This is a genomic window from Vibrio echinoideorum (assembly GCF_024347455.1).
Taxonomy (GTDB): Bacteria; Pseudomonadota; Gammaproteobacteria; order Enterobacterales; family Vibrionaceae; genus Vibrio; species Vibrio echinoideorum.
Genome location: NZ_AP025484.1, coordinates 579590 through 601437 on the forward strand (window position 1 = coordinate 579590; position 21848 = coordinate 601437).

Genomic DNA, 21848 nt, shown 5'->3' on the forward strand with positions numbered 1-21848 from the left:
TGGTGGGTAACGTTAATGCAGACTTAGGTAGAGCTTATATGCGACGAGAAGGCAGGCTTAGATTCTTGATTTTAGCGTACTTGGCCGTGTATATAAGTTATTGGCGCAGCATAAGCCATTATCATTCGTTGAGCCTGATGTTCATTGACTAAGATGCGGTTGATGAGCTTTTGAAGTTGCTCTATTTCGGGCAACTGCTGATGCTTTATTTGTTTTTCTAGAGCGAGCACTTGTTGTGCCAACATGTTTAGCCCGAGGTTCAAAGCCATCCCTTTTAAGGAGTGTAAAGTCTTCCTTATAGATTTAAGGTCCTGCTGAATATAGGCTTCGATGAGTTGATCGATGGACTCTTCAAGCTCTTTCGATGTTGATTTCAAAAGCACGATCAAGTCGTGGTGGTTTTCTTTAAACGATTGAATAACCTCTGATTGACTGATCTCTTCTTCTGTTAGGCTGAGCTTATCAATGGGCTCTCTGTGAAGTTCGATAACATTACTTGTTATATCAGTCGTGGATTCGTCGTTAGCGTGCTTAGGAAGGCGTGAAGAAAACTGTTGTAGGGCATCGAAGAAACTCTCTTGCTGCAACGGCTTTGTTAAAACGTGGTCTGCACCCGCTTCAATAAAGCTGTCATGAGCCTCGCGAAACACATCGGCGGTATAAGCAAATATCAGAGTGTTTAAGCCAAGCTGTTGTCTAATAAATTGTGTTGCCTCAACTCCGTTCATTTCAGGCATGTGATTGTCCATTAAGATGAGGTCATATTCTGCTGTCTTCAGATATTCTGTCGCGATTCTTCCATTTTCTGCCTGTTCAACATGGTATCCGAGGTTTTCACAAAAACCTTTAGCAACAATGGCGTTAATGCGGTTGTCTTCTACTAACAGCACATTCAACGGATTATGGAATGGCTCGTCAGTGCTAATGAGAACTGGGTTGGTCTCTGTCGATTTGTGCTCTTGCCAGGTGATAGGTAATGAAACTTGGAACTTGGTCCCGAGCCCAACGGCACTGTTTAGAGTTATCTCACCTCTCATCAGCTCCACGAGCTTTTTAACGATAGCTAACCCAAGCCCTGTACCACCAAATTTTCTTGTTGTGGATGCATCCGCTTGTTCGAACGGGTTGAATATATGCAGGTGCTTATCTTTCGGGATCCCGACGCCAGTATCCGTTATTGACAAAAGGAGCTTGTTGTCTTGATGATTAAGGGCCAATTGAATCAGCACGTGGCCTTCATTGGTAAACTTTATCGCGTTGCCCCCTAAATTAAACAAGATTTGGCGTAACCTCGCGCAATCACCAATAAGGTCTATGTTATTGGGCACCTCGTTATCAACGATTAAACGGATACTCTTTTCATCTGCCATCGGTTTAATTGCACTGCAGACAGGTCGAATAACTTGTTCAAAGTTAAAGGGAGCAATATCCAGTTCGAGTTTGTTTTCTTCCACTTTAGAGAAATCTAGGATGTCATTGAGTATTGTCATCAGGTGTTGACCCGAATCGAGGATGACTTCGATGTTCTCTTTGGTCGACGGTTCTTTAGTCTGAGAAGCTATGATCTGCGAAATGCCAAGCACGCCATTCATAGGGGTGCGTATTTCATGACTCATCGTTGAAAGAAATTCACTTTTCGCTTTAACGGCGGCTTCGGCTTTTTTACGTTCAGCAATGAGATCACGATTTGACGCGTGCATTTGGTTGTTACTTTTAACCAGAGTCGTCGCCATTTTCTGGAAACTGTGAGTGAGTTGAGCAACCTCATCGTTACCGCTCATTGAGGGGCTTCGGTCAAGCATGGAAGCGACTTGCTTTAAATGACCAGCCGCCACTTGATTGGCCGCGTTAAGGAGTAGGTGAATACGTTTCTTAATGCGGTTTGATGACCATGCTGCTACAAGCAGAGAAATAAACGTTGAAAAAAGTGTTCCTAGAAACAGCACGTAACTGGTTTGGTTGGCGGAGTGTTCGGAATCTTTTACTCGAATTTGAATGAGCTTTTGTTCGATTGAAATAAACTCGGCTATCTCATTACGAATTTTATCGATAAGTTGTTTGCCCGTTTGTTTTTGGGTTAAAGCAATCACATTTTGCATCGTAGTTGTGCCATTGCCGACCAAGCTACGCTGGGCGATTTCTTTTTCACCTGCTTCCTTAAGCCATTGCTTATGAAGTGCATCGATATTTCGGAGGCGTTCTACTTGGCTGGGGTTATCGCTTACTTGTTCACAAAGGGTGTGAACTTTTTGGTTCCATACATCAAGTGCAAGGTGATAAGGCTCAAGGAATACAGGGTCACCGGTGATGAGGTAGCCCCTTTGACCCGTTTCCATATCAATGGCTAGGTTTAGAAGCTCCTGAGCGCGAGCAATCGCCTTATGAGTGTGAACAACCCAGTGGTTGTCTTCGACTATTGATTGGGTGTTTTGATGGACAGAGAATGAGACAAGAACCATTAATGCAATAGGGATGGAAAAGCTAACTAATAGTTTTCTCTGTAGAGAAATATCATCAAACCAACTCGCAAACATAAAAACGCGTATTCCACACAATCGAAACCTATTGTTATTGTAGGTTAGATTGTTAGATTGTTAGATTGTTAGGTGTGCAAATGCATAGTGTGTAGTTGGGTAGGTTTTGACCCTGAAAAGATGGCTAAAGCTCTAAAAGTAGAGCTCTAACAACCTTTGCGTTACGAATGGTGACATAACACGGTGTGACAAAAACGTATTAGTTTGATTTAGGAATGATCTAATTCTGGTGAAGAGGGTTCAGATTCCTGATATTCCTTACTAGATTCGATATGTTGCTGTTTGAGCAAGCTTATGGTCAGGCTTATCGGCATCGGCTTATAAAAATAGAAGCCTTGGATGTAATCGACGCCTAATTTAGACAAGATTTTCACTTGTGACTCATACTCGACCCCTTCAACGATCACTTGCATGCCTAATGTGCGTGATAGCTGGAGCATGGATTCTAATAGTGGAATACCAAGGCTAGATTCGTCTGAAATGTTTTTCACAAACACGCGATCGATTTTGAGAATGCTAAACGGGAATTGTCTCACAAAATCTAAGCCTGCATAGCCAGTACCAAAGTCATCAATCGCGACTCTTACGCCCATATTCGACAGCTTAGTCAGGTTGTCTCTAATCTTAATCATATCTGCATCAGAACATTCACCACCCTCTGTGACTTCAAAGACCACCTGCTTGAGAATGTCAGGGTTCTTCTTATAAATACTAATGACTTTGTTTGCGAAGTTACTGTTGGAGACAACATTCCGGCTTATATTGACGCTAATGTACTTTGACTCAAATAGCGTTTGATTATGTTTGATCGTGTTCAACACTTCACGCAACACAAAGTAAGTAAGGTCTTCTATCAGCCCCAAGCTTTCTGCAAGCGGAATGAATATGGCTGGGGAGACGTTACCTTCAATAGGATCGTTCCACCTAAGGAGTGACTCACAGCCTACTATTTCAGTTGTATTTTGGTTGACGATAGGTTGCATGTGTACATGCAGGTGGTTGTTCTTTAAAGCACTAGAAAGCGAATACTCCAAGCTACGTTGGCTCTGTTGTTTATGTTTGATGGAAAGAAGACTAATGGTAATGATTCCAGCCATGAGAAAGCCAAACCATGAGTAACTCAACAGGAAGTTAATATAATATTGATATCCCACGTATGACGTGATGGTAAATGGGTAGGTATCCGATTGTATTCGTACCTTGGCTATGTGCGCGTCAGTATCCGATGGGTAAATATCTCTTTTTATCACTTCAACTTTGGTTTGAATGCCATGGCTGCTAAGGTTTTTTTCTACGAGGTCATAGATGAAGTGCGGCGGTATCATCAGACTCACGCCTATATCCTCTTTGTTTGAGAAGATGAGCATGATGGATTGAACTTGAGTGATGGCTGAGTTTGAATACGATAGCGTTGTTAAATTCGGGGCGTCATTGAGTCGCTGTCTGATGGTGCTAAATAGGCGGAACGAAACCTCACCATCGGTGGTTGAACAGTAAAATAGGTTGTCCTTATTGAATACCGCGGCTTCTTTTACCCAGTCGGCATCAAAAACGTTTTGGCGAAGCTGTCTAACAATCGAGTTGCAAGGCTGGTCAGGCGTGATTTCTGAGAGAAAATGGTCAAACCTCGATTGGATTCCTTCAAGCCTCGTTTCAACTAACCTCGATGAATCTTCGGTTAAAGTTTGGTAATGAGACGGCGTAAAAGGAATAAGCAATGCCATCGAAAAAAAGAACGAAATGGCAAAGTAGAAAGATGTTTTAGCAAAATGTTGGTACTTGATATCCATAGTTGGAGTAACGTTGCCGATTATGGTGAACATTCAATTTAATTTATAAACTTAACGATAGTAGCGCAAGTTTATGCATAAATAGTGTGAATGAACGCATGAGTTATTTATTTAAAGAATGTGTTTTCTATTTTTACCAGTTAAATCTTGGTGTTATCTCGTTTTTTCTTAGTTAGATCGGTGCTATTTTGTACTTTTACACGTATAAAAATTGCTTATAACCCTATAAATTTTGTTGTTGCATGGCTAAGTATTGAAGGGAGTTTAAATATTGAGCCGTGCTTTAATTAATCAAGAAATTCACTGATGACAGTAGTTAGGACGTTTATGAAAAGACTTATACCAGCATTAATATTGGCCTATTTTTCTTGTTCTACATTGGCGGGCGAACACGTTATAGACTGCGAAAATGCGATGACAACAATAGAGATTAATCATTGTGCGTCTATTAAGTTGGAATCTGCACAAATGGAACTCGATAAATACCTTACCGCGAGTTTTGAGCACAATGCTTATGATGCGGAGTTGGTCAGTTCAATCAAGGTGGCTCAGGAGAGTTGGCAAGCTTACCAATCAGCGCATTGTGATTCTGTGTATACGCAATGGCGTGATGGTTCGATTCGAGGCCTCATGGCGCTTTCTTGCAAAACTAAACTGACTAAACAAAGAACGCATGAGGTGTGGGAAAACTTCTTAACCTATATGGACAGCACTCCTCCTGTCTTGCCAGAGCCAGTGTTAGAAGTAGAACCTAAATAGTGGAATAACCGAGCGCAAATGCTTTTTTGAGTGTGCACTCGCTTCAACCTTTGGCGTGTGAATAAGAAAGCGATAGGGGATTGTCTTACTCTGTCGTTCTCAGTCTCTAGTTTGAAGTAATGCAGTTTGAAGTAATACAGTTCGAAGTGTTACCTAGCAAGGATTCAATTGTGAATAATGTCAGCATCACCCTCGTTCAGCTTGAAGTTGAATACAAAAACAAACAAAAGAACATCTCGCGAGTCTTTGAGCTTTTAGAAGCCGAGGCGTCAGTGGGTGATATCACGTTACTGCCTGAACTGTTCTCTACTGGGTATATCTTTAACGAGGCTGCAGAAATTCATGAACAGTGCGAAGACTTCAATAACAGCCCTACCATTGATTCGTTAACTCTACTTGCGGCGAAACATCAGACGTTAATCGTTGCCGGTATTGCAGAGAAAGATGATGGCCATTATTACAACAGTGTCGTTGTTGTGGATGATTGTGGCTTACGCAACAAATATCGAAAAGTCAGCCAAACGAAGTTCGACAAAGAATACTTTTCTAGAGGGAGCGAGCTCCTTATTTTTGTACATAAAGGCTTAAAGTTTGGCGTCGCGATTTGCTTTGATATCTGGTTCCCAGAGATCATCAGAGGGTATCAGTCGGTCGACGTTATTCTTCATCCTGCGAATTTTGGTGGTCATCATAGCTTTGCCATTGCCCAAGCAAGAGCTTTGGAAGAAGGGTGCCATATCGTCACTTGTAATCGTGTTGGGCAAGATGTAGTCGATGCTTTTACCGCAACGTATTGTGGTAGTAGCAGAGTTTATTCCCCTAAAGGTGAAGTAATGCTTCAACTCTCGGAAAATCAGGCCGTTGAGACGGTAGAGGTTGAAGATTTGTCTATTGCGCCTCAGTACAATGGTATTGATGTGTTAGACGAAATACAGCAGATATCGTCTGTGTTGAGTCGTTAACAAGACAAGTGAAATACAATAGGATCGAAAAGGGCAAGGTTAGATAACCTTGCCCTTTGTTATTTTGGTTTGCTGCTTTGTTTGACTGCTTAGGCTTGTTGCTTAGGTTTGTTGGAAATGGGTTTGCTAGAAAGCGCTCTAAAGCGCTCTAAAGCGCTTTAACGCTGCTTCGTTCTACTAATGTAGGCTCAAGTTCGACAACTTGCGGGTCAGAGTCAGGCGCTTGTAGTCTGTTTAAAAGTGTATCTACAGCGGCTTGGCCTAAGCGATGTTTTGGCTGGTGGACCGTACTTAACGCTGGTGTCATGTATTTCGACAAGTGGATGTCATCGTAGCCAATGATAGAAAGATCGTTAGGGATCGATGTACCATCTTGCGCCGCTGCGTGAATCACACCCATTGCCATCATGTCATTACTCACAAACAGCGCTGAAGGCATTTCGCCACGGGTTTTTAATGTTTGATAAGAGTCAAAGCCGCCATCACATTCGAAGTTTGATTCAACAATCCATTTAGGATTGATCTCGAAGTTCGCTTCTTCCATCGCCTGTTTGAAACCTTGATAACGAGATGAAGCTTGATTGCGGTGTAATGGGCCGGTGATACAACCGATTTGAGAGTGTCCATTATCAATCAAGTGCTTAGTCGCCATGTAGCCACCTTGATGAGAGTTATCTTGAATCTTATCACTCGCAAATAACATCGGGCCCCAGTCCATTACTACGACAGGTAACTCAGGGTATCGATCAAAGACATCGATATGTTGCCCTTCAAGGGTTGAACACATCAACATTAAGCCATCGACACGCTTTTGCAGCAAAGTATCGATGGATGATTTCATGCGTTCACTGTCGCCTTCGGTATTACATAAAATAAGGTTATAGCCTTTTTCATAGCAACGACGTTCAACACCTTTTACTACTTCCCCAAAGAATGGGTTAGTGGATGTGGTAACCAACATACCCAAAGTTTTGGTTTGCTTCATTTTCAAGCTACGTGCCAATGCAGATGGTGCGTAATTGAGCTCTTTAGCTGCACTGTTAACACGTTCAGCTATTTCTTCACTGACAAAACGCGATTTGTTGATCACATGACTCACGGTAGAAGTCGAAACCTTTGCGATCCGAGCGACATCTTTCATTGTTGCCATAAAAAATCCTTGTGGGAAACTTGTCCACGTTGCGCGATATTTTGCCTGAAAACAGAGGCTTATGCTTGGGTATTTGTTCGGTCTAATTAAAGACCAGACAATACATTAAGCCGAAAGCTGTTCTGATAGAAAAGCATCCGTTTCAGCTCGGCTTGGAATTGACGTTTGAGCGCCAAAGCGAGTCACAGAAATTGCAGCTGCAGCATGAGCAAATTTAATTGCGCGTTCTAATGGCATATCTTCAAGCAGTCCTGTAACTAATGCGCCATTGAATGTGTCACCTGCTGCGGTTGTATCCGTTGCTTCAACGCGAAAACCTGCGATTAGCTCGCCTTTGCTTTCTTCATCACCTTGACCTTCATGACTAATCCAAACGCCTTTGGCGCCTAGAGTGATCATCACCGTTTCAATGCCTTTCGCATGTAAAGCCAATGCCGCAGTATGAGCCGATTCGTTGTCCGTTACTGTAATACCCGTTAGCACTTCCGCTTCTGTTTCGTTGGGTGTAATTACATCAACACAAGCCAATAACGCATCTGAGAGTGGACGAGCCGGGGCTGGATTTAAGATAACTTTAGTGCCATTTTCTTTTGCAATTTTCGCTGCGTATTCAATGCCTTCGATTGGCGTTTCAAGTTGAGTTAACAAATACTTAGCGTCGCGAATTTTAGCCAAATGCGGTTCTATTTGGTCGCAAGTCAATTTGTTGTTTGCTTCAGCCGATAGACAAATACTGTTTTCACCCGTTACCGATACTTGAATCATAGCGATGCCGGTAGGGGTGTTGTCTGCAACAATAACGCCATCGATGTTGATGCCATCTTTAGCAAAGTCTTGACGAATGTTGATGCCAAATGGGTCGTCACCAACACACGCGATAAAGCCAATATCTGCGTTTAATCGCGCTGCAGCTACCGCTTGGTTTGCGCCCTTGCCACCAGGGATGACCTGATAGTTACCGCCAATCAAGGTTTCACCCGGACGAGGGAAAGAAGGAACCTGCAGTACGTGGTCAGCATTAACGCTACCTAAAACAATCAGTTGAGTCATGATACGAGCCTTATGATATATCGTATTTGAGAATACATTGCTCTTACACATCGCCATGAACAGGCATGAGAAACAGCAATATATTATCGAGTTGGTTGGATAAGGAAGGCAGGGGATAGGGGAACCCCTGCCTATGTGTAGCGTGTTATGTTTATTTAAGAGCTATTGATATTTAAAAGCTATTGATATTTAAGAGCTGTTAAAATTAAGGAACTATTGATATTCAAGAACGATTAATATTTATCAGCTACTGTTATCCGAGCACTTTTTGTATCAATTACTTAGCGATGATTTTTAGAGGTACTGGTACGTACTCGTCTACAGTTTCGCCTTTCAGTACTTTGTCTGCCATTTCAACGCCTAGAGAACCAATTTGGTCAGGCTGTTGCGCTACCGTTGCGCCTAATAGGCCACGGTCAACAGCCGCAATGCCGTCTTCAGTGCCATCAAAGCCAACGATCAATACGTCTTTACCTGAAGCTTGAACTGCGCGAAGTGCACCTAGTGCCATCTCGTCGTTCTGAGCGAATACCGCTTGTACGTCAGGGTTAGCAGCAAGTAAGTTCTCCATTACGTTCAGACCTTTAGTACGGTCGAAATCCGCTGGTTGGCTTGCAAGAAGCTCAAGGTCGCTGCCGTTTACTGCGTTCATGAAGCCTTCACCACGTTCGCGAGCAGCAGATGTACCAGCAATACCTTCAAGTTGGATTACTTTCGCTTTTTCGCCGACTTTTTCCATGATGAAGTGACCCGCCATTTCACCACCGATAACGTTGTCAGAAGCGATATGGCTAACTACGTCACCACGGCTTGCGCCACGGTCTAGCGTTAGTACTGGGATGTTTGAACGGTTAGCAATGCGAATCGCGTTAGATACTGCATCTGAATCTGTAGGATTAATCAGAATTGCTTTAACACCACGAATGGTTAGATCTTCAATGTTCGAAAGCTCTTTGCTTGGGTCGTTTTGAGAATCAAGAACGATAAGCTTGTAGCCTAGCTCTTCAGCTTTCGCTTCTGCGCCATCTTTCATGGTTACGAAGAATGGGTTGTTCAATGTAGACAGAACGATTGCCATTGTATCTTGCGCCTGTGCAGACACAGATACCGTTGTAGAAAGAAGAGCAGCAGAAATAAGAGTCGCTAATTTTTTCATGGTGTAAGTCCTTTATGTAGGGTGAGCTAGGTTGGATAATCCTAGCTCGTTGTTACGTTATTTATTGGTTTAATTGTTACGTCTTGTTTTTAATAGGTGTTGCGTTTACTGAATAAATTAATTGGTGTTACTTGTTTTTGTTGTCGACCAATACCGCCAGAAGAATAACCACTGCTTTTGCAATCATCTGGTAGTAAGAAGATACGTCTAATAGGTTTAGGGCGTTATTTAGGAAGCCGATAATCAGAGCACCAATTAATGTACCCATGATGCGACCACGACCACCAGCTAAGCTTGTGCCGCCAAGTACTACCGCAGCGATGGCGTCTAGCTCGTAGCCCATACCTGCGGTAGGTTGAGCTGATGACAAACGAGATGCCACGATGATGCCTGCCACTGCTGCTAACAGACCACAGATTGCGTAAACGCCGATTTTTACTTTGTCTACATCGATACCGGATAGGCGAGTTGCTGATTCGTTGCCACCTAGAGCGTAAACATAACGACCGAAACGTGTGTGGTTCAGTAGGTACCATACCGCTGCGAATACCACGACCATGATCCATACTGGAACAGGGATGCCCATTGCGTAGCCTGTACCGAACCAAGCAAATGCGTCTGCTGTTTCAGTGAAGCCTGTTGAGATAGGACGACCGTCGGTGTAAACCATGGTTACGCCGCGCAATAGAGTCATGGTTACTAGCGTTGCGATAAAAGCTTGAACTTTACCCTTTGCGATAATCACACCACTGATAGCACCCAGTGCTGCACCTGCTACTAGAGCGGTTGGAACGGCGATCATGACCGGGATTTCCATGCCAATCATGCTGGCAGCGAAAGCACCACAAAGCGCAAGTACAGAGCCGACACTCAAGTCGATACCTGCAGTTAAGATAACCAGTGTCATACCCACTGCGATAATTGCATTCACAGAGGTTTGGCGCAGAATGTTCAGGATGTTATCGACGGTAAAAAAGTTTGGATTTAAGAAAGAAACGACAACAATCAGGAAGATCAAAGCAATCAATGATTTTTGATCAATCAGCCATTCTTTGCTGATTAACGGCTTCTTCTTTGGCGCTTCAGTTTCAGTTGTTTTGCTCATGGTTTTAGTACTCATGCTGCGTCCTCGTTAATCTTTTTACCGACCGCACATGCCAGTAATAATTCTTGGTTTGCTTCTTTAGCATCAAATTCACCGCTGATGCGGCCTTCATGCATCACCATGATGCGGTCACTCATTCCTAACACTTCTGGCATTTCAGATGAGACCAAAATAATGCTCATGCCGTCGGCTTTGAATTTATTAATGAGTTGGTAAATCTCTTTTTTCGCACCAACATCGACACCACGAGTGGGTTCGTCGAGAATCAGTACTTTTGGTTTGGTCATCAAGCCTTTAGCGATGGCTACTTTTTGTTGGTTACCACCAGAAAGGTTACCAATGATTTGCTCGCGAGTCGGGGTCTTGATGTTGAAAAGCTTGATGAAGTCATCAACTGCAATCACTTCATCTTTATGTTGGATTTGACCTTTCTTAGTCAGCAGATCCAGCGCACATAACGACATGTTTTCTTTCACTGAAAGCCCTAGCACAAGGCCATCACCTTTGCGGTCTTCAGAGATGTAAGCAATGCCATTGGCCAAGCCATCTTTCGGGCTTACAGGGTTAATGGTTTTGTTTTCTAAGTTGATGACGCCACGCTCACTCGGAAGTGCACCGTAAATCACTTTCATCAGTTCAGTTCGGCCAGCACCCATTAGGCCAGATACGCCAAGGATTTCACCGCGTTTTAGCGTAAAGCTCACGTCATGAACACCAGAACCGGTCAGGCCAATCACTTCAAGGCAGGTTTCACCGTGACTCTGGCCGATACGTGGATATTGTTCGTCTAATTTACGACCTACCATCATTTCGATGAGGCCATCTTCGTCTGTGTCTTTTACTTCACACTGTCCAATGAACTTACCGTCACGAAGTACCGTGATGTCATCGCAAATCTCAAAGATCTCTTTTAAGCGGTGAGAGATGTAAACAATGCCACAGCCTTCAGCGCGCAGTTCGTTAATTACTTTAAACAGAGATTCAGTTTCGGTATCGGTAAGCGCATCTGTTGGTTCATCCATGATGATGACCTTAGACTCAAATGATAGAGCTTTTGCGATCTCTACCATTTGTTGTTCACCAAGGCTTAACTGACCCAAAGGTGTTTTTGAACTGTGTTTAACGTTAAGGCGCTTAAGTAACTTGTCCGCTTCTTGGTACATTTCGTTCCAAAGAATGCGGCCCATGGTTCCGGTGATTTCACGACCTAAGAAGATGTTCTCTGCAATGGTTAGCTCTGGTATTAGGTTCAACTCTTGGTGAATGATACTAATACCGGCTTGTTGTGAGTCACGAGGTCCTTTAAATGCAGCCGGTTTTCCTTGATAAGCGATAGTGCCGCTGTCCAAGTGGTAGATACCCGTAAGCACTTTCATAAGCGTTGATTTACCTGCACCGTTTTCACCCATTAACGCCATTACGCGTCCTGGGTAAACGTTGAGGCTTGCCTTATCTAATGCTTTAACACCAGGGAAGGCTTTCTCAATTGAGCTAAGTTCTAAAATGGCTTGAGTCATGTCGGTTCCTTTACTCGGGGCCAGTTGTATTTGATTGTTCTGTATATGTATTGTGTTTGGTTCAGCAATGACGCTGAACTGTCGTTTCGCTTGAGCTAAAACGTTACGCCAGCTTGGAAAATGACATTTGCGTAAGGTGTGCATTCACCTGTGCGGATAACCGCGCGACTTTCATGTGTACGCTGCTTAAATTCTTCATGAGTGATGTACGTAATCGAAAGAGGTTTGCCGCAACGCGCTTCTTCTGTCTTGATTAAATCAATCAGTGCTGCGTGGTGTTCTGGGCTTACTTTCGCAAACTCTTCTGCAATCACGACGCCTTCAATTTGAGATTCATCTAACATGGTTTTTACTGTTTGTTGAAAACTTGGTACACCATGAGTCAATGCAAGATCAATGCGAGTTACGTGGTCTGGAATCGGTAAGCCCGCGTCACAAATCGTGATTTCATCTGTGTGGCCAAGAGTCGCCACCAAGTAAGAGAGTTCAGAATTAATTAGAGTACTTTTTTTCATATCACGACCTATCGAAAAATAACGTTTAATGGGTTGAGAACAACTCAAGAAAAAGCCATCGAAACGTTTCGATAGTGATAATAGTGTGTGATTTATCATTTGCACCCTTCGCTTTCTTAGAGTGTGATGACGATCATCGAAACGTTTCGATGGGGCGTTTTTTGGTGATCGTAATCACTTTCATCGACAGGGGGATTAACGCAAAAAAGGAGCTAAGGTTTACTCACCTGAAAGTTCTGAACAAAGTTCATTAGGGGATGTTTTAGGGTGTTTTTCTAATGTTAAGCAATCTGACTCATTGGTGTTTGGGATGATGAATAGCGTATATCCATATCGAGGAATCGTAACAATTTTGATGTTTGAGACTCTTAAACGAATAAGTACATTTCTCAAGTAATAGATGACATTGGTCAGAGCTTGCGCAGGCATGGGTTGGTTATCCCAACAGCCTTCTACTATATCTTTTCTAGGAATGGGTTGTCCGGGGCTTTTTGACAATAGACAAAGCACTGCAAACAGGTGTGGACGCAAATGGATTTTGTTTCCTTGTTTGTTCGTAACATTCCGAGTTGTCACGTCAAGAGTTAGGTCACCAAGGTGGATTTCATTATTCATTGTGTTTCTATCTTTCTCATATTTCATTTGGGAGGGGATGGGTATTGGGATGTCAATTAGGCGGACGGATTATGCAAAATAACGTCACTCTTGAAAGTAAGCCTTCGTAAGTCCTTACCAATAAAATATAAAAATCGGATAGTTTGAAAAATAAGGGGAGGTCTGGTCTAGAAATGGATGGATTTTTATTTGCTTATTATTCAGATGTTTATTTTATTTTAACTGATTGTGTTGTTTGAAATTACAAAGTGATTATATTTTTATTTATTTTTTTGTTTTCTGTGAGATTAACCTGCTTGCCAATTCGACGGGGTGTCGGATAACTCTAACAAGATTGTGCAGCAGTGGAAGGCGTAACAATCTTGATTTGCACTAAGTAAGGTCAAGCAGCAATGAACAACAAATTTATTCTAAGCATCGCGATGATGTCAGCATTTGCAGCAAACAATGTAATAGCAGCAGACAGTGGTTTCTACCTAGGCGGCGCAATCGGCTCATCTGGTATTGATGATGGTGGTTTATTTGAATCATCTAGAGAGCCAATTAGCTTTGAAGCAGAAGATAACACTTACCGAATCATTGCTGGCTACCAGTTTAATCGCATCGTTTCACTTGAACTGCAGTACACAGACTTTGGTGATGTAGTAGCTAAAAACCCGCTAAGTGGTGATGGCTTTATTTGGACTCCTCAAATTTTTTCGGTTGCTGCAAATCTTGGTTACACATTCGATAATGGCGTGCGTCCATTTGGCACCATTGGCCTTTCTTCAATCGATCTAGATATGAGATATTCAGATGGTTCACGTCCTTCGAGTTCGGATTTCGACGATTCTGGTACAGGTCTACGTTTGGGAGTAGGTGTTGAATACACGCCGCCAAAATTCTCTGAGTTTAGCTTAAGGCTTGGTTATGAAGCCGATGCTTTTACTATAGAAACTTACGAGGGTGCTTTTGCTCAAAAAAGAAAAGTTGAAAGAGACATTGTATTGGACTCATTTTATGTTGGTGCAACATACAACTTTTAAGTTTCACACTTTGCTAAACGATAAATCGGTTTCTAAATGGGGCGTCGGTTGGCTCAACTCGTTTAGCTAAAGTGGAAAGCTGCAGTTTTTAACTGCGGCTTTTTTCGATCTGTTTTGTTAGGCCTTGATTTGATTTGATTTGATTTGAGTTGCTTTAGCAAGAGCGGGTGAGACGTCTGTTTAAAGCGAATATCAATTGGGCAATTAGGCTTCACGGATATGAGCGGTCACAGAAACGATGGCATGGTCAGTACTGAATTGATCGTTTTCAAAACTTGGATTGATGAGATGATGGTCGAGCACTGTGTAGCGAGAGATCTCCATCAAGCTTGATGAGTTCTGACAATCGAACTCATTGGACATCAAAATATAGTCCAATACCGAACCTGATGCACCGTAATAGTGGGTCGGTTTGCGTTGCTCTAGTAAGTCTTCTTCGTGCAGTTGATGATAGAGATCCCAACTGTCTTTCAAGCGAAAGTGGGAAAGCCAATGCTTGCTGTTTTCGTCTCGGTTTATTGAATAACTTAGTAGCCCTTTGAACTCATCGTGAAACAGTGGTTTGTTAAAGTCACCCATTAACACAACTGGCTGATCAGTTTGGTAACGCTGATTGGTGATGTATTGATGGAGCATCTGGCTTTCTAGACCACGCTGGACACTTGATAACCAAGAACCAAGTTGCTCTTGGTGAAGTCTAGTCAACGTGTCACTTTTCGGCTTCTGGTTGCCTGAGGTTTCCGAGACTTTAGTTCTATCAGCGTTATCTGGAGTTTGCCCTTTTGGTTCAGTAGGTCGCTGAGATTTGAAGTGCACCACATAACAATCAGTCGAGCCCAAATGGGGTAAGGTAATTGTGGCGTGTACTGGCGTTCGGTTGAATGAGAAACTGTCACTAAGATTGAAGGCTGAAAGCAATTCTAAATCGGGTTTAACCGGCTGCACTTTTTCAATCGGGTAGCGAGAGGCGATACCTACGACAGGCGAGGTATACAGGTAATCATCTTCAACATGCGCGCTATCGACGACAGCAAAGTACGGGTAACCAAGCTCCTTCATCAATTGCTCTAAAGACTGCGGGCTAAATATCTCCTGGAAACCAATCACATCGCAATCTATTGAACCAATCGCTTCCGCCATCCAATGTTGTTTCTTCTGCCACTCTTCGAAGCTGTAGATATTCTCAAAATCATAATAAGCATTCGGTGGTTCGAGATAGTTCAAAAGGTTGAATGTTGAGAATGTTATTTGGTTTGGTTTGTTCAAAGCGTCATTCCATTTAGACCAAGGCGATAAGGATACTCCACTAAAGCGCTGATTGTTGATCAATTCGTGGGCTAAATATCACTTGTCAGTAAAGTTAGTTTAATTGAACGTCCCATAACAATGGAACTTTATGCCGTAACAGATAGACAAATTATAGTGCTCTTCTCTTAGACCGTGCCATTCAATTGCTTCGAGTAGGGGCGAGTAATTGTAAATAAACGGTAAGAGATACAGCGCTGATGGTTTTATTAGTTATTACATGATGTTAGATTTGAACCTATACTTGTTTTATCGACGTGCATACAAAGCTGATAATGACTTTCGTATAAAACCGATATTATAGCGATACAACGAATTTATACATTTGAAGGGAGAGTCAAATGGGAACAGTTTTTCGACGCAAAGCCTCGCAGCGCACTCAGTTATTCAGGTTTAACTTAGCCTCATGTGCCATCATGTTGCCGCTTATTGCTTTACAACCCTCCGTTACTTACGCTTCCGATACCGAATCAACTCCTGCTGTCACTGTTATTGAAACCACTCAACTGGTCGGTTTTGGTGAAGCAAAATATCCTGCCGACTTTTCTCACTTCGATTACGTTAATCCTGATGCGCCAAAGCAAGGTAAAGTGACCTATGGCAGCATTGGTACGTACGATAGCTTTAATCGATTCGGTTCCCGCGGCGTTGCAGCTAGCTACACAGGCGAAATTTACGATACTTTGATGTTTTCTCCAAGCGACGAGATTGATGCGTATTATCCATTAATCGCTTCTAGCATTCGCTACGCGAGTGACTTTTCTTGGATGGAAATCGACATCAACCCAGATGCTAAATTCCAAGACGGCAAGCCAATCACAGCTCACGATGTTGCCTTTACCTTTGAGAAGTTTTCAAAAGAAGGTGTGCCTCAATATCGCGTGTATTACAAAGAAATTGAATCAGTAACCGCTGTCTCTGATTTGGTTGTGCGTATTGAGATGAGCAAGCCAAACCGTGAGAAGCTGTTTAGCTTTGCACAAAGCACTCGCGTACTGCCAAAACATTACTGGCAAGACAGAAAGCTGTCTGAGCCGCTGAGTGAGCCACCAGTAGGAAGCGGCCCTTACAAAATTATCAGCTATAAATCGGGTCAAAGCGTTACCTACGGTCTAGATGACAATTACTGGGCAGCCGACCTGCCAGTTAACGTGGGCCGTAATAACTTTAAACAAGTGCAATACGATTACTACCGAGACGACACGGTAATGCTGGAAGCCTTTAAAGCAGGGGAGTTCGATCTACGAACCGAAAACTCGGCTAAGTTTTGGGCAAACTCTTACACGGGTGCAAACTTCGATAAAGGCTACATCATTAAAGAAGAGATCAACCACGAGAAGCCTGAAACGACTCAAGGTTTCGTCTTCAACATTCAATCTCCTGTGTTCTCTGATCCTAAAGTGCGTGAAGCGTTAACTTACGCGATGGATTTTGAGTGGATGAACAAGAACATGTTCTACGGTCAATACAAACGCACTCGTAGTTACTTCCAAAACACTGACTATGAAGCGAAGGGCTTACCAAGCGAAGCTGAAGTCGAGTTGCTTTCTCAGTATAAAGACCAAATCCCACCGAGAGTCTTCACTGAAGAATTCCAGCCATCAGTCACCGATGGCAGCGGCCGTATTCGTAGCCAAATGCGCACCGCGTTCAAACTGCTGAAAGAAGCGGGTTGGGTATTGAAAGACAAAGTAATGACCAACGAAAAGACCGGCAAGCCGATGTCATTTGAGTTGTTGATTTACAGCCCAACCACGGAACGAATCGCAACGCCGGTTCAAAAGAACCTCAAGCGTATGGGCATCGAGATGAAGATTCGTACTATCGATACGACTCAGTACATCAAGCGATTGCGTGATCGCGATTTCGACATGGTGTCTTCATCGTTTTCCGCAAACCCTTATCCTAGCCCGAACTTAATGATCGTTTGGAACTCTAACTATATTGATTCTACTTACAATACTGCGGGTGTGATGGATCCGGTGGTTGACGCGTTAACAGAAGAAATTGCGCGTAACCAACAGCATCCAGAAAAGCTTCTTACGCTTGGTCGTTCGCTAGACCGTGTACTGCAGTGGAATTTCTATAATATCCCGCAATGGCATGTTGGTGAATACCGCGTAGCAATGTGGGACAAGTTTGAGCGTCCAGATGTATTACCTAAATACGATTTAGGCATTGATACATGGTGGATTTCAGAAGAGAAGGCGGCTTTGCTTCCTGAAAAACGTCGTTAGGAGTTAGTTAGCATGGCCGCGTATATATTTCGGCGTTTACTGTTGGTGATCCCCACGTTGTGGGCGATCATCACCATCAACTTTTTCATTATTCAGATTGCGCCTGGTGGGCCAGTAGAACAAGCCGTTGCTCAGTTAGAAGGGCATAACTCTGGAATCATGGAACGCTTTTCTGGTGGTGGACAAGAAGTTGATTTAAGCGAAAGTGACCAAGCGTCTGCCAGTGGCTATAAAGGCTCTCGCGGGCTTGATCCGGAAGTGGTTGAAGAGATCAAAAAGCAGTTTGGTTTTGATAAGCCGATTCATGTTCGCTACTTCGACATGTTGAAAAATTACGCGACCTTTAACTTCGGTGAAAGCTTGTTTAAAGGCGGCAACGTTATTGATTTAATCATCGAACGGCTGCCCGTCTCCATTTCTTTAGGGTTGTGGAGTACCTTAATCATTTATGTGATTTCGATACCTTTAGGCATCATGAAGGCGATACATCACGGATCTCGCTTTGATATTTGGTCGAGTGCTGTGGTCATTGTTGGCTATGCCGTACCGGGCTTCTTGTTTGCGATTATCCTGATTATTTTGTTCGCGAGTGGTAACTACTTCAGTTGGTTCCCATTGCGTGGGTTAGTGTCGAGTAACTTCGACCAACTGAATTGGTATCAACAAATTGGCGATTACTTCTGGCATTTGGCTTTGCCTATTTTCGCTATGGTCATCGGCGGTTTCGCAACACTCAGTATGTTGACCAAAAACTCCTTCCTTGATGAAATCAACAAGCAATATGTGGTGACCGCGAGAGCAAAAGGTTTGGACGAGAGCAGTATTCTCTACAAGCACGTTTTCCGTAACGCTATGTTGATTATTATTGCGGGTTTCCCTAGTGCATTTATTAGTATTTTCTTCACGGGTTCTATGTTGATTGAAGTGATGTTTTCACTCGAAGGTATTGGCCTGCTTGGCTTTGAATCGACCATTCAACGAGATTACCCAGTGGTGTTCAGCTCTCTCTATATCATGACCTTGCTTGGCTTGGTGTTGAGCATTATCTCTGACCTGACTTACACCTGGGTTGATCCTCGAATTGATTTTGAAGCGCGTTAATGGCGAACGAATAACAAGGTATTGATAATAAATGTTTAACAACCCTTTAGCTGAAGCTCGTTGGTTACGTTTTAAAGCAAACAAGCGTGGTTTTATCTCCCTTTGGATATTTACCATTTTGTTTGGATTGAGCCTGTTCGCAGAGATCATTGCCAACGATAAGCCACTCTTGGTTTCTTATGATAATCAGTGGTTTGTACCCGTTATCAATGAATATTCGGAGACTGAGTTTGGTGGCGAGTTTGAAACTGAAGCCGACTACAAAGACCCGTATGTTATCGAACTCATCGAAGACAATGGATACATCGTGTGGCCAATCATTCCGTTTAGCTACGACACGATAAACTTCGATATTTCAGGCGCGGTGCCATCGGAACCCGATTCGGTGAACTGGTTAGGAACCGATGATAAAGGGCGAGATGTGTTAGCTCGCATTATCTATGGGTTCCGTATTTCCGTGTTATTTGGTTTTATTCTGACGATTGTATCGAGTGTTGTCGGTGTAGTGGTTGGCGCGACACAAGGTTATTACGGTGGTTGGATCGATTTGCTCGGGCAGCGTTTTATCGAAGTCTGGTCTGGCATGCCGACTTTGTTCTTGCTGATTATTTTGTCTAGCTTTATCGAGCCTAATTTCTGGTGGTTGCTCGGGATTATGGTGTTGTTCAGTTGGATGAGTCTAGTGGGCATCGTGCGAGCTGAATTCCTACGCTGTCGAAACTTTGATTACGTAAGAGCCGCGCAAGCGATGGGCGTTGATGACAAACGCATTATGCTTCGTCATATGCTGCCAAATGCGATGGTGGCGTCGTTAACCATGATGCCATTTATCCTTTCTGGCTCGGTCACCACATTAACCTCATTAGATTTCTTGGGCTTTGGTCTTCCTGCGGGTTCACCTTCACTAGGTGAGCTCTTGGCACAAGGTAAAGCTAACTTACAAGCGCCTTGGCTTGGTATTTCTGCCTTTGTCGTACTTTCTCTGATGCTTACGTTACTCGTCTTCGTTGGTGAAGCGGTGCGTGATGCCTTCGACCCACATCAACAGAAGTAAGGATAGGTTATGACTTCAAATACAGTTCCTACTTCAGGGCCAACAGCAGAGGCTTCTAATGCATCTCCAGTTCTGACCATAGATAAACTGTCTGTCGGTTTCGGCCGAAAAGATTCGATAGAACAAGTGACGCAAGATGTTTCTCTAGAGATCTACAAAGGTGAAACGCTAGCACTAGTAGGAGAGAGTGGATCAGGTAAGTCGGTCACGGCCAACTCGATTTTAAAACTGCTGCCTAAAGGCTCGTCGCATTACTTGAACGGTAAGATCAATTTCTCTGGCACCGATATCCTGAGCTGTTCAGAAAGACAGTTGCGCGGGATTCGTGGTGGCCGCATTGGCATGATTTTCCAGGAGCCAATGGTTTCATTGAATCCGCTTCATCGAGTCGGTAAGCAACTGGTTGAAACTCTATCTATTCACCGAGGGATGCGAACCAACAAAGCGCAAGCCTTGGCTATAGAATGGCTATCAAAGGTTGGGATTCGTTACCCGGAACAAAAAATATCGGCTTACCCTCATGAGTTATCGGGTGGTGAACGTCAACGTGTAATGATCGCGATGGCATTAATCAACGAACCAGAGCTACTTATCGCAGATGAACCTACAACTGCGTTGGACGTGTCGGTGCAAGCGCAAATCCTCGATCTTTTGAATGACCTTCAACAAGAACTGGGTATGGCGATGCTTTTTATCACCCATGATTTGAGTATTGTTCGTAAAATTGCTGATAGAGTCGCGGTAATGAAAGATGGGCGGCTAGTTGAAAGCAACGATTGCCAAACATTATTCAATGCTCCTACTCATCCCTACACGCAAAAGCTGATTAACTCTGATCCAAAAGGGCTACCAGTACCTGTTTCTCCTGACAGTAAGCCTTTACTTGATGTGGACCAACTTCGTGTTTGGTTCCCCATTACGGGTGGCTTATTTAAGCGCACAATTTCGCATATAAAGGCAGTGACTGATATGGAGTTCACCTTGAAAAAAGGGCACTCCATCGGTTTAGTGGGTGAGAGTGGTTCTGGTAAATCGACAACCGGAATGGCAATCCTCAAATTGGTTGAAAGTGAAGGCTCGATTACCTACGCTGACGAACAAATTCAAGGCTTAAACCGCCAACAGATGCTACCGTTTCGAAGCCGTATGCAAGTGGTATTTCAAGACCCATTCTCTGCGTTGAACCCGAGAATGTCGGTGGCGCAGGTAATTGGTGAGGGTTTATTGGTACATCAGCAATTGGACGACACTGAACTCGATCAACGCATCTGTGACGTAATGAAAGAGGTCGACCTCGACCCTGAAACTCGTCACCGTTACCCCAACGAATTTTCTGGCGGGCAGAGGCAACGTATCGCGATTGCACGCGCACTGATTCTTAAACCAGAGTTTATCTTGCTAGACGAACCAACATCTTCACTAGACAGAACCGTCCAAGCGCAGGTGTTGGATTTGCTGAAGTCACTTCAAGAAAAGTATGGCTTAACCTATTTGTTTATCAGCCATGATTTGAATGTCGTGAAATCCTTGTGTCATTACACCATTGTGATGAAAGCAGGAGAAGTAATAGAGAAGGGTGACACGGAAACTTTGTTTGGCAATCCACAGCATGAGTACACCAAGCAACTTGTGAGTCTTTCGAATGTCGGTGGTGTTTAGGTTAGTGGATTACCCATCGAATTAGCACCTATCTTGTGAATACCAATAAATCGCTTCTGTTCTGCAGAGGCGATTTTTCTTTGTAGACACTGAATTTCGTTAAGTCTTCAGATCTACATAACTTACAAACATGTTCGAATTGCCGTGATGGTTCTATTCCTAGGTTACAAATTAATCTTTTCTACATTTCCCCAATCAAAACTTATTTCTTGTATTGTCATTAATACATTGATTTTAAGTACCAAAATCAAAATTTTAAATGGTTTTAGGTTAAATGTATTTGTAAGCAAATGTAGGTGAATGTAACCATTTGA

The 21848-nt window shown here is 43.2% G+C and carries 17 protein-coding genes; 7 read left to right on the top strand and 10 right to left on the bottom strand.

Annotation, left to right across the window (positions count from 1 at the left end; translation table 11 throughout):
• Positions 1-71 precede the first annotated feature (71 nt).
• Together OCV36_RS18890 and OCV36_RS18895 are read right to left on the bottom strand one after the other, a co-directional pair.
• On the bottom strand, positions 72-2534 hold the full coding sequence (locus OCV36_RS18890) for a CHASE3 domain-containing protein (protein WP_135456717.1): 2463 nt from the start codon (positions 2532-2534) through the stop codon (positions 72-74).
• Positions 2535-2743: 209 nt separating this feature from the next.
• Positions 2744-4324 (bottom strand): EAL domain-containing protein, encoded by a 1581-nt coding sequence (locus tag OCV36_RS18895; protein WP_135456912.1) that lies wholly within the window; start codon positions 4322-4324, stop codon positions 2744-2746.
• Positions 4325-4651: 327 nt separating this feature from the next.
• Here OCV36_RS18895 and OCV36_RS18900 point away from each other — a divergent pair, with 327 nt between their 5' ends.
• Together OCV36_RS18900 and OCV36_RS18905 are read left to right on the top strand one after the other, a co-directional pair.
• Positions 4652-5083 carry a lysozyme inhibitor LprI family protein gene (locus OCV36_RS18900; RefSeq protein WP_029224921.1) on the top strand — a complete coding sequence of 144 codons (432 nt, stop codon included), beginning with the start codon at positions 4652-4654 and terminating at the stop codon, positions 5081-5083.
• Positions 5084-5253: 170 nt separating this feature from the next.
• Entirely contained in the window at positions 5254-6045 is a 792-nt protein-coding gene (locus OCV36_RS18905; RefSeq protein WP_135456718.1) for a carbon-nitrogen hydrolase family protein, read from the top strand.
• Between the two features lie 148 nt (positions 6046-6193).
• Here OCV36_RS18905 and OCV36_RS18910 read toward each other — a convergent pair whose 3' ends face one another.
• From OCV36_RS18910 to OCV36_RS18940, 7 genes are all read right to left on the bottom strand, one after another.
• Positions 6194-7195: a substrate-binding domain-containing protein gene (locus OCV36_RS18910; RefSeq protein WP_135456720.1), complete on the bottom strand. Its 1002-nt coding sequence runs from the start codon at positions 7193-7195 to the stop codon at positions 6194-6196.
• Positions 7196-7300: 105 nt separating this feature from the next.
• Positions 7301-8245, bottom strand: a complete 945-nt coding sequence (gene rbsK, locus OCV36_RS18915; protein WP_135456722.1) for a ribokinase — start codon at positions 8243-8245, stop codon at positions 7301-7303.
• Between the two features lie 277 nt (positions 8246-8522).
• Positions 8523-9401: a ribose ABC transporter substrate-binding protein RbsB gene (gene rbsB / locus OCV36_RS18920; protein ID WP_017074035.1), complete on the bottom strand. Its 879-nt coding sequence runs from the start codon at positions 9399-9401 to the stop codon at positions 8523-8525.
• Positions 9402-9528: 127 nt separating this feature from the next.
• Positions 9529-10521: a ribose ABC transporter permease gene (gene rbsC / locus OCV36_RS18925; protein ID WP_017074034.1), complete on the bottom strand. Its 993-nt coding sequence runs from the start codon at positions 10519-10521 to the stop codon at positions 9529-9531.
• Entirely contained in the window at positions 10518-12023 is a 1506-nt protein-coding gene (gene rbsA / locus OCV36_RS18930) for a ribose ABC transporter ATP-binding protein RbsA (RefSeq protein ID WP_135456724.1), read from the bottom strand. Before rbsA ends, rbsC begins: the two co-directional genes overlap by 4 nt.
• A gap of 95 nt (positions 12024-12118) precedes the next feature.
• Entirely contained in the window at positions 12119-12538 is a 420-nt protein-coding gene (gene rbsD, locus OCV36_RS18935; protein WP_029224920.1) for a D-ribose pyranase, read from the bottom strand.
• Positions 12539-12757: 219 nt separating this feature from the next.
• Positions 12758-13153 carry a winged helix-turn-helix domain-containing protein gene (locus OCV36_RS18940; protein ID WP_017074031.1) on the bottom strand — a complete coding sequence of 132 codons (396 nt, stop codon included), beginning with the start codon at positions 13151-13153 and terminating at the stop codon, positions 12758-12760.
• A gap of 392 nt (positions 13154-13545) precedes the next feature.
• Here OCV36_RS18940 and OCV36_RS18945 point away from each other — a divergent pair, with 392 nt between their 5' ends.
• The gene (locus OCV36_RS18945; RefSeq protein WP_135456726.1) at positions 13546-14178 is read left to right on the top strand and encodes a porin family protein; all 633 of its coding nucleotides are present in this window, start codon (positions 13546-13548) and stop codon (positions 14176-14178) included.
• A gap of 204 nt (positions 14179-14382) precedes the next feature.
• Here OCV36_RS18945 and OCV36_RS18950 read toward each other — a convergent pair whose 3' ends face one another.
• The gene (locus OCV36_RS18950; protein WP_135456728.1) at positions 14383-15444 is read right to left on the bottom strand and encodes an endonuclease/exonuclease/phosphatase family protein; all 1062 of its coding nucleotides are present in this window, start codon (positions 15442-15444) and stop codon (positions 14383-14385) included.
• Between the two features lie 380 nt (positions 15445-15824).
• Here OCV36_RS18950 and OCV36_RS18955 point away from each other — a divergent pair, with 380 nt between their 5' ends.
• The 4 genes from OCV36_RS18955 to yejF are packed head-to-tail and all read left to right on the top strand — an operon-like array spanning position 15825 to position 21534.
• Positions 15825-17720: an extracellular solute-binding protein gene (locus OCV36_RS18955; RefSeq protein ID WP_135456730.1), complete on the top strand. Its 1896-nt coding sequence runs from the start codon at positions 15825-15827 to the stop codon at positions 17718-17720.
• Positions 17721-17732: 12 nt separating this feature from the next.
• The gene (locus OCV36_RS18960; protein ID WP_004730359.1) at positions 17733-18821 is read left to right on the top strand and encodes a microcin C ABC transporter permease YejB; all 1089 of its coding nucleotides are present in this window, start codon (positions 17733-17735) and stop codon (positions 18819-18821) included.
• 31 nt (positions 18822-18852) lie between these two features.
• Complete coding sequence (locus OCV36_RS18965) at positions 18853-19875, top strand: ABC transporter permease (RefSeq protein WP_017074027.1); 1023 nt, start codon at positions 18853-18855, stop codon at positions 19873-19875.
• 9 nt (positions 19876-19884) lie between these two features.
• Complete coding sequence (gene yejF / locus OCV36_RS18970; RefSeq protein WP_135456732.1) at positions 19885-21534, top strand: microcin C ABC transporter ATP-binding protein YejF; 1650 nt, start codon at positions 19885-19887, stop codon at positions 21532-21534.
• Positions 21535-21848: the final 314 nt, after the last annotated feature.